6 protein-coding genes and 2 pseudogenes are annotated in these 8,167 nt (G+C 62.1%); 2 read left to right on the top strand and 6 right to left on the bottom strand.

The window, feature by feature from the left end; translation table 11 throughout:
• From VG320_RS22650 to VG320_RS22625, 6 genes and pseudogenes are all read right to left on the bottom strand, one after another.
• Positions 1-112, bottom strand: a pseudogene (locus VG320_RS22650) (cysteine ABC transporter permease); the annotation flags it as partial.
• Between the two features lie 13 nt (positions 113-125).
• Positions 126-905 carry an amino acid ABC transporter substrate-binding protein gene (locus tag VG320_RS22645; protein WP_327202303.1) on the bottom strand — a complete coding sequence of 260 codons (780 nt, stop codon included), beginning with the start codon at positions 903-905 and terminating at the stop codon, positions 126-128.
• Between the two features lie 171 nt (positions 906-1,076).
• A complete protein-coding gene (locus VG320_RS22640; protein WP_327202302.1) occupies positions 1,077-2,225 on the bottom strand; it encodes a porin in 1,149 nt (382 codons plus the stop codon).
• 335 nt (positions 2,226-2,560) lie between these two features.
• Positions 2,561-3,130: a thioredoxin gene (locus VG320_RS22635; protein ID WP_327202301.1), complete on the bottom strand. Its 570-nt coding sequence runs from the start codon at positions 3,128-3,130 to the stop codon at positions 2,561-2,563.
• Positions 3,131-3,194: 64 nt separating this feature from the next.
• On the bottom strand, positions 3,195-5,063 hold the full coding sequence (locus tag VG320_RS22630) for a tannase/feruloyl esterase family alpha/beta hydrolase (protein WP_327202300.1): 1,869 nt from the start codon (positions 5,061-5,063) through the stop codon (positions 3,195-3,197).
• Positions 5,064-5,252: 189 nt separating this feature from the next.
• Positions 5,253-5,921, bottom strand: coding sequence for a TetR/AcrR family transcriptional regulator (locus VG320_RS22625; protein ID WP_327202299.1), 669 nt, complete (start codon positions 5,919-5,921; stop codon positions 5,253-5,255).
• Between the two features lie 335 nt (positions 5,922-6,256).
• Between VG320_RS22625 and VG320_RS22620 the strand changes: the two genes are divergently transcribed.
• Together VG320_RS22620 and VG320_RS22615 are read left to right on the top strand one after the other, a co-directional pair.
• Positions 6,257-7,816, top strand: a complete 1,560-nt coding sequence (locus VG320_RS22620; RefSeq protein WP_327202298.1) for a DHA2 family efflux MFS transporter permease subunit — start codon at positions 6,257-6,259, stop codon at positions 7,814-7,816.
• Between the two features lie 39 nt (positions 7,817-7,855).
• Positions 7,856-8,167 (top strand): annotated as a pseudogene (locus tag VG320_RS22615) (MarR family transcriptional regulator); the annotation flags it as partial.

The raw sequence follows: 8,167 nt of genomic DNA, 5'->3' as shown, positions 1-8,167 counted from the left end.
CCAGCACGATGCCGAGCGCGAACGATGCCAGAGTGAGCGGGACGGTGAAGACGAGTCCCGCGTAGAGCAGGGGCCAAAGCGATTGCCCCATCAGATGCAGCCATGCCGGCATCGTTCAACCCGCCTTATTGCGAAACGTCTTTGCCGAAATACTTCTGCGAAATGCGCGCGTAGGTACCGTCGGCCTTGATATCGGCGAGCGCCTTGTCGATGGCTTCGCGCAGCGCCGGGCTGCCCTTGCGGATCAGCACGCCCGATTGGTCGTCGGCCGTGCTGGTGTCGCTGGCGGCGATTCTCAGCTTCGCATCGGGCTTGTGTTTCTGGAAGTCGAGGAAGGAGAGCGAATCGTTCACCGTGGCATCGACGCGGCCCGAGGTAAGCAGATCGATCGACTCGTTGAAGCCTTGCACCGGCACGACATCGGCGCCATGCGAAGCGGCCAGCTTGCCGAAATTGCTGGTCAACGTATTCGCCGACTTTTTGCCTTTCAGGTCGTCGAACGAATGAATCGTCGTATTGTCCGAACGCACGATCAGGACCGCGTGCGTGGCGATATAGGGCGTCGAGAAATCGTATTTTGCCTTGCGCGCATCTGTGATCGAGACTTCGTTGATGACGGCGTCGTAGCGGTTCACGTCGAGGCCCGCAATCAGGCCGTCCCACTTGCCCTCGACGAATTGCGGCTTCACACCCAGGCGTTGCGCGATGGCTGAGGCGATATCGACGTCGAAGCCGGTAAGCTTGCCCGTTTCATCGTGGTACGTGAACGGTGCGTACGTGCCTTCGGTGCCGACACGGAATACGCCGGAGGACTTGATCTGCGCGAGCTCGTCGGCGGCGAAGGCGGGTGCAGCGGCGACAGCCGACAGGAGGGCGGCTAGCAGTACTGAGCGAATGGCTTTCATGATCGAAACTCGCGATTAGGTGGTCTTTGGTGTTGGGCTCGTCTAGCGAGTCGACAGATTCTACTGACCGCGCGTCCAGGCACAAAAGCGATGATTCGCTATAGATATGCGCGGGTGGAATATAACGGCGAAAACGGCGCCGCTGCGAAGGGGCGCCGTTTCAAGGCCGGTTTAAAAGCGTGAACGCAGGCCCACCGTCGCGACAACCTGGGTGGCTGTTGAAGAGGCGCCGCCTGCCGTATCGATGAAAGCAACGTAATGATGACCCGCGACATGCTGATAGATGCCTTCGAGATAGACGTCAGTGCGCCGCGAGAATGAATAGACGATTTGCGTATCGATCTGTTGCCAGTCTGGATCGGCTGAATAGGTTTTGCTGTCCGAAACGTGACCGTTGGTGTAGACGTAGGCGAGACCTAGTGCCAGGTGGCGCGCGAGCGGATACTGGCCGCTCAGTTCGTAGTTGTCGAAACTCACGTTGCCGCCCGTCGAGCCGAATGCGGAACTGCCCTCGAACTGGCTGTGCGAATAGACGAAGGCTACGGATGCAGCGTTCACCTTATAGCGGATCGCAGCTGCGGCGACGCGCTGAACGTCGGCAGCGAGTGTGAAGCCGCCCACACCGTTCGCCGATGATTCGGCGATGTCGACGGCGCTGTTGCTTGTCGATCCGCCAGCATGTTCGATCTGCAGATAGCCCGCGCCCAGGCTCAACGGCCCGTTCGTGTAACTCGCACCCACGCTCCACGCGCGGTTCGCGCTGAAGCCGGTACTGTTCGACAACGCGTAAAGGCCGCCGAATTGCAGGCCCGCGAAGTTCGGGCTCGCGTATTTCACGGCATTGCTAAAACGCAGCGAATCCGCGAGATTGTCGTTATCGAATGGGTGCGCGAAACTCGATTTACCGAACGAGCCGGATTCTGCCGAAAGCGGCGCGACGTAATCGACGACTGAATCGTACTGTCGACCCACGGCGGCAAAGCCGTAGCGATCGCTGCTCAGGCCCACCCATGCTTCCCGGCCGAACAGGCGATTGTCCTGACCGAGTTTGCCGTTCTGCACGTTGAAGCCGTTTTCGAGCACGAACAGGGCGTTGATGCCATCGCCCAGCGATTCGCGTCCACGAATGCCGAAGCGGCTGCCGTTGATGTTGCCGCTTGTGGCCTGGAGCAGCGCACCGTGCGCGCCGCTCTTGCTCACGTTATTGGTGTACATGAGGCCGGCATCGATCATGCCGTAAAGCGTGACGGAATTCTGCGCGAAGGCGGAGGATGAGAGCAGCGCTGCGGCCAATGCGCCGAGCAGTGTCGTTGTTTTCAAGCGAAACCCCTTTATGCGTGTGTCAAACCCTGCGATGTGCAAGGTTCAAACGATGCTAGGGAGGGGTTTGCGCTTTTCTAACGGAGCGATTGCGAAAAGCTCATTGCGCGTGCGCTGCTTTGCATTTCACGCTACTGGGAAAGGGATTTTCGCGGTGGAACCGCTTTGCGCGATTCTTGAATAAAGCGTTAAGGATCAGCCATTTCGACGCGCCGCCGTCGCGCGCCAGACGCGCATGGACGGCAGTCGCGCATTGCACCACGCGCGCCTTGTTCAACTTCGCGGAAGATTGAATTCCACTTCGCGCGTGGCGAAATAAGCACGCTGGCGTAAATTTACTTTAGACGCGCAGCCCAGTCGGCCACCTCGTCGCGGCTGCCGATTTTCGGATCGACAATCCCATCGATCATGAAAGTCGGCGAAACATGGATGCCATTCTGACGTGCGTATTTCGCGTGCCATTTCACTTCAGTGTCGAGATCGGCGATCGCGAAGGCTTCGCGCAAGGCAATCCCGCTGTACTGCTCGATGCGCGCGATGATGTCGTTCGGCGTCGCGTCCATGTTCGGTCCGCCACAATGTTTTTCGAATTCGAATTCCTCGCGATGCGCGGCCACCGCGGCCATCACGGCTTTAGCGCTTTCCTTGCCGCCGGGCAACGTCGAAGCCGCAAGAATGCAGCGCACGATTACGCCCGAAAACATGTGCCACGGCTGCGATTGCAGGCGGATTTTCACGGTGACGCGATCGGCGCCGGCGGTTTCCAGCAGCGCATCGAGCTTGCCGAATGCACGCACCGAATGCGGGCAGGTCGGTTCGAGAAAGACCTCGAAAACATGGGGGCCGTGGCCCCACGTGAGTGCGTCGGCGCGCCAGGCGGGTGTGGTGGAATCGGATTGGGTCATGGTGTTTTCCTTTTCAGTGATGGGGGAGGGCGCGCATGTGGCGTGCCCTCGCAGAATCGTTGCGTTATTGCGGGAGCGGGAAGAGTTGATCGTCGCGCACCACGTATTGCTTCTGGAAGCCGGGGTGCAGCATGAATGCGCCATACCAGTCGATCTTTGCGGGCTCTTTCACGGAGCTGGGCGCGGGACCGTAGTTCGATGCCTTCGTAGGATCGCCCTTGCCGAGGTAATGCGCGATCTGCGGGAACGGATAGATCGGCCGGCTCGCAAGCGCGGCCTGATTCGCAATTGCGACAGGCGGCAGCGCTGCACGCATGCCCATGCCGCCGCCACGGCCATCGCTGCCGCCTTGAGGACCGCCCGTCGGCGGCGTGCCGTGCGGAGCACTCGCGCCGCGTGCCGGAGCAGGGCCACCCATGCCGCCAAAACCGCCCACGCGGGCCGCCACGCGATCCGCATGCAGGCTCGCGGGCGCGGCCCCTTGCTCGACCCACGTCATCAGCGGGCTGAGCGTGTCGACCTGCGCGAAGCCGTCGCCGCCGCCGCAGTGACCGACGCCTGGAATCATGAAAAGGCGCAGGAAATGGTCCGTCGCCGCGTTGCCCATTTCCGCCTGCACGGCGCGATAGTAAGCGACGGAGATCATCGGCGCGATGGAGAAGTCGGCCCAGCCGTGCCACATGATGAGCTTGCCGCCGTGCGCTGCGAACGCGCGCAGATCGGGATTGGTCGCGTCGTTGAGCGGATGGAGTTCCTGCATGCGCGTGAACTGCGCGGTCGTAAACGGAAATGTCGCGGCAGCCGCTTCGGCTTGAGTGGGCACGAGATTGACCACCGGCACCATGCTGCTGAACAGTGATTCGGACATCACGCGCGCGTGGGATTCGCGCGGCACGAACGAAGTCCACATCAATTCCGAGCCGGGTTCGAGGCCACCAGGCAGGAACCGATGGCCTTCGGCATCGGTCGGTCCGGTGTAGATCTTCTGTGCCACCGACCACTCCGCAGGCGTGAGGCAGTGCTGGGTATCGCTCGCGCCCGGCTTGCACGCGACCCAACTCGCCTGCACATGACACGCGCGCGGGTCGCTCAACAGGCCGTCCTTGACGCCATCGAGCGTGTCGCAATGCGCGATCACAGCGTCGTGCAGCACGCGCAGCTTCGGTGCGAGCAGGATCGGCTGGCCGTCGCTGCCGCGATTGGCTGCGACCGTCCATGCATGGAAGAACGAATTCTGGATCTGGAACAGCATCGCGGGCGCGCCCGCTGAAATGCCGTCGAAGTCGTCGGGATAGCGCTGTGCTTCCATCAGTGCCTCGCGGCCGCCGTCGGAGCAGCCCGAAAAATACGCATAGCGCGGCGCGACGCCGTAGAACGCGCGCATCAGCGCCTTCGACGCCAGCGCCGTGAGGTGATTCGCGCGATAAGCAAAATCGATGCGCTTTTGCGGATCGGCCGCGAAGGCGCCCTCGTCGGGCGCGCCCATCTGGCCGGTGTGCCCCATGTCCGTGGCGGCGACGGCGAATTCGCCATCCAGCGCAGGGCGGCAATCGCCCGCGTTGCCGATGCTGGCGTTGATCATGCCGCACAGGCCGCCACAACCGGCCTGCAGATAGCGTTGCGTCCACTTCGTGGTGGGCAGGTCGAGTTTGAAGCCAATCGCGGGCGCGATCGTGCCGCTCACTTCGCAGAACTCGCCCTGCGCGGTGTCCAGACGTTTCGTTTCAATCGCGACGGGCGCGCCAACAGCTGCGTCGAGCTTCGTCTGCGCGAGCGCCTCGCAGCTTTGCACGGGGGCGATTACGGACAGCGCCTCACCGGATTCGGCGTGGGCGGGACTGGCGCGCAGCAGCGCGAGCGCAGCGAGCATGAAGAGCGCAACGGCGAGCACGGCCGTGCACCGGGTAAGGAAGGAGAAGGAAGTGGCGTTCATCGGAAGATGCAGGCTTGAGAAGCGAAGCGCGACAAACCTGCCGCGAGCTTCGGGAACCCTGTTCTTAGCATCTTTTCCGGCCGATTGGCCGAAAGATGGCGTTCCGATTAACGAATTAGATGAGCCGATAAACAGAAGGCATGGGCGCTTGAGCGTTCGCCGGTGTAACGCTCAAATACGCCCACGCCGTCACGGCGTGGCGGGACGTTTGACGAACGCACTCACGAACGTATGCACAGCTGCTTCCACCCAGCGGTCGATCTGCGCGTCGGAGGGGCGAGCGTTCGGGTGCGTAAGGCATTCCAGTTGCGCCTCGCCACGCACGATGCTGATGAAGAGATTGGCCGCCGTCGTATAGCCCACCGCCTGTACATCGATCTGGCCGCGCGCGGCGGCGCGTTCGAGAAATTGGCCGACGATGCTGGCCACGACCTCGGGCCCGGCTGCAAAGAAAGTGCGACCCAGCTCCGGAAAACGGGGCGTTTCCGCGACGATCACTCGGTACAGCGCGAGCCCCATCGGCGATACCACGATGCCCAGATACGCGCGCGCGAGCCTGATGAGGGAGCGCGTGATGTCCTCGGACTCGAACTCCATGTGACGCAGCGAATTCGCAAACTGGCCGCATTCGCGCTGGATCACGGCGGCGAACAACGCTTCTTTTGTCGGCCACGTCGCGTAGACGGTCGATTTGGAAACGCGCGCCTCGCGCTGGATCATATCCGTCGTGGCGGCGCTGAAGCCGTGCGCCAGAAATACCGAACGGGCCGCGTTCAGAATGGTGTCTGCGCGGCTGGGGGTGGGGTCGATGTCGCGAGCGCGGCGCGCCGGTGCGCCGGATTCCTTGAGCGTCGCCATGTCTTTCTATTGGATTGCAATAACGGTGTCGCGGGATCGTAACACAGCACGATGGCGCGCTTTTCGTCGTCCGCGCCGCCGTCTGCCTCAGTACCGATCGGTTCGATTTTGGTTGACTCGGCAGGAATTGGCTTTTATTATCCAGTACCGTTCGGTACTTACCTATCCGGTTTGATCTTCCCCTTATTGGCGGACGCCGCTGCGCGAGCATATGCGGCGCGCCTGCGCGTCTCTTGCCGGACGCAACGGGCGCGCTCGTCCGGATGAGCACATCAAGTTAATCAGGATTGCAAAATGACTATGGATCAACGAACAGCACGCTTGCGGGGTGTCCGATGAGCGCGCCGTCCGCGGCCAGCGCAACGGCGCCGCTCACCGGCGGCAAGCTCGCGCTCGGCACGCTCGCCGTCGCGCTCGCAACCTTCATGAATGTGCTCGATTCGTCGATCGCGAACGTCGCCATTCCTACCTTGTCGGGCAGCCTGGGCGTGTCGGTGGACGAGGGTACGTGGGTCATCACCGTCTTTGCTGCGGCCAATGCCGTGTCGATTCCGCTGACCGGCTGGCTCACGCAGCGGCTGGGCCAGATTCGCCTCTTTGTTGGCGCGATCGTGCTGTTCACCATCGCCTCCTGGCTGTGCGGCATGGCGCCGAATCTGCCGGTGCTGCTGGCCGCGCGTGTGTTTCAGGGCCTCACGGCGGGGCCGCTTATTCCTATGTCTCAGGCGATCCTGCTCAGTTCCTGGCCGAAGCAGAAGTCATCGACGGCGCTGGCGCTATGGGCGATGACCGCGACCGTGGGGCCGATTGCGGGACCTTCGCTCGGTGGCTGGATCACCGATAGCTATAGCTGGACGTGGATCTTCTACATCAACATTCCAGTGGGCATTTTTGCGGCCGTGACGACGTGGATGATCTACCGCTCGCGCGAAACGCCTACGCGCAAGCCGCCGATCGATCTGGTCGGGTTGGGCCTGCTGGTCGCGTGGGTGGGCACCTTGCAGGTCATGCTCGACAAGGGCAAGGATCTCGACTGGTTCCATTCGCCCGTGATTGTCGGGCTGACGATCGCCGCTGCGGTCAGTTTCACGGCTTTCGTGATCTGGGAACTGACCGAGGAGCATCCGATCGTCGATCTGCGGCTCTTTGGCCAGCGTAACTTTCTGGGCGGCACGATTGCGATTTCGATCGCCTATGGCGTGTTCTTCGGCAACCTCGTGCTGCTGCCGCAATGGATGCAGGAATATCTGGGCTATCGCGCCGTGGATGCGGGTCTTGTGATTGCGCCGATCGGGATTTTCACGGTGCTGCTTTCGCCCGTGATTGCGAAGGTGCTGCCGCGTTCGGACGCGCGCCTGATCGCCACGCTCGCGTTCATCGGCTTCGCGGTGGTGTTCTGGATGCGCTCGAATTACATCGTCGATATCGACACGTATCACCTGGTCGTGCCGACCTTGCTGCAAGGCATTCCGATGGCGATGTTCTTCGTGCCGCTTACCGCGATCATTCTCGCAGGGCAAGCGCCGCAACGGATTCCGGCCGCGGCAGGTCTTTCGAACTTCGTGCGGGTATTTTGCGGGGCGGTGGGGACGTCGCTGGGCGCGAACGAATGGTATGACCGCACTGTCGTCCATCACGCGCGCCTCACCGAACAGGCCACGCCGGAGAACCCCGCGTTCACGCAGTTTCTCGACTTTGTGGCGAAAACGGCGCACCTGGATGCGTCGGGGTCTCGTACGGTGTTCGGGCAACTCGTCGATACCCAGGCGGCGATGCTGGGGCTCAACGACGTGTTCTGGATTTCGGCGGTGATATTCATCGCGATCATTCCGCTTATCTGGATCACGCGCGCAGGCAAGTCAGAGGGTGGCGCCGCCGATTCGGCCGCGCATTGATCGACCACGCTACCGCATCATCAGGATCATCAGGAAAACATGACTAGCGTTTCAATCCTTCGCCCGCACACGACGCCTCGCGCGTTGGCGGTTTTAGTTGCTGGCGCAACGGTCGCGTTGATGGCCGGTTGCGCGAATTACGCCGGCATCAAGAGCGACAAGACCCTCGCGCAGCCGCAACAGTTCGAGACCTCGCAGAGCATTCCTGCTCAGGGTGGCCAGTGGCCCACGCTCGACTGGGCGCAACAGTTCGGCGACCCGCAACTGCCGAAGCTGATCGACGAGGCGCTCGAAGGCAGCCCGAGCATCGCGCAGGCGCAGGCGCGTATCGCCAAGGCGTCGTCGTATATC

The organism is Paraburkholderia sp. (genome assembly GCF_035948235.1).
In the GTDB taxonomy this organism is placed as follows: Bacteria; Pseudomonadota; Gammaproteobacteria; order Burkholderiales; family Burkholderiaceae; genus Paraburkholderia.
Note: the sequence above shows the minus strand (reverse complement) of the source record. Positions and strands in the feature narration are given on the sequence as shown.

Excerpts from the sequence above, each read along its gene's own strand:
- VG320_RS22645 (WP_327202303.1), bottom strand. The coding sequence starts at position 905 with ATGAAAGCCATTCGCTCAGTACTGCTAGCCGCCCTCCTGTCGGCTGTC.
- VG320_RS22635 (WP_327202301.1), bottom strand. The coding sequence starts at position 3,130 with ATGACCCAATCCGATTCCACCACACCCGCCTGGCGCGCCGACGCACTC.
- VG320_RS22630 (WP_327202300.1), bottom strand. The coding sequence starts at position 5,063 with ATGAACGCCACTTCCTTCTCCTTCCTTACCCGGTGCACGGCCGTGCTC.
- VG320_RS22625 (WP_327202299.1), bottom strand. The coding sequence starts at position 5,921 with ATGGCGACGCTCAAGGAATCCGGCGCACCGGCGCGCCGCGCTCGCGAC.
- VG320_RS22620 (WP_327202298.1), top strand. The coding sequence starts at position 6,257 with ATGAGCGCGCCGTCCGCGGCCAGCGCAACGGCGCCGCTCACCGGCGGC.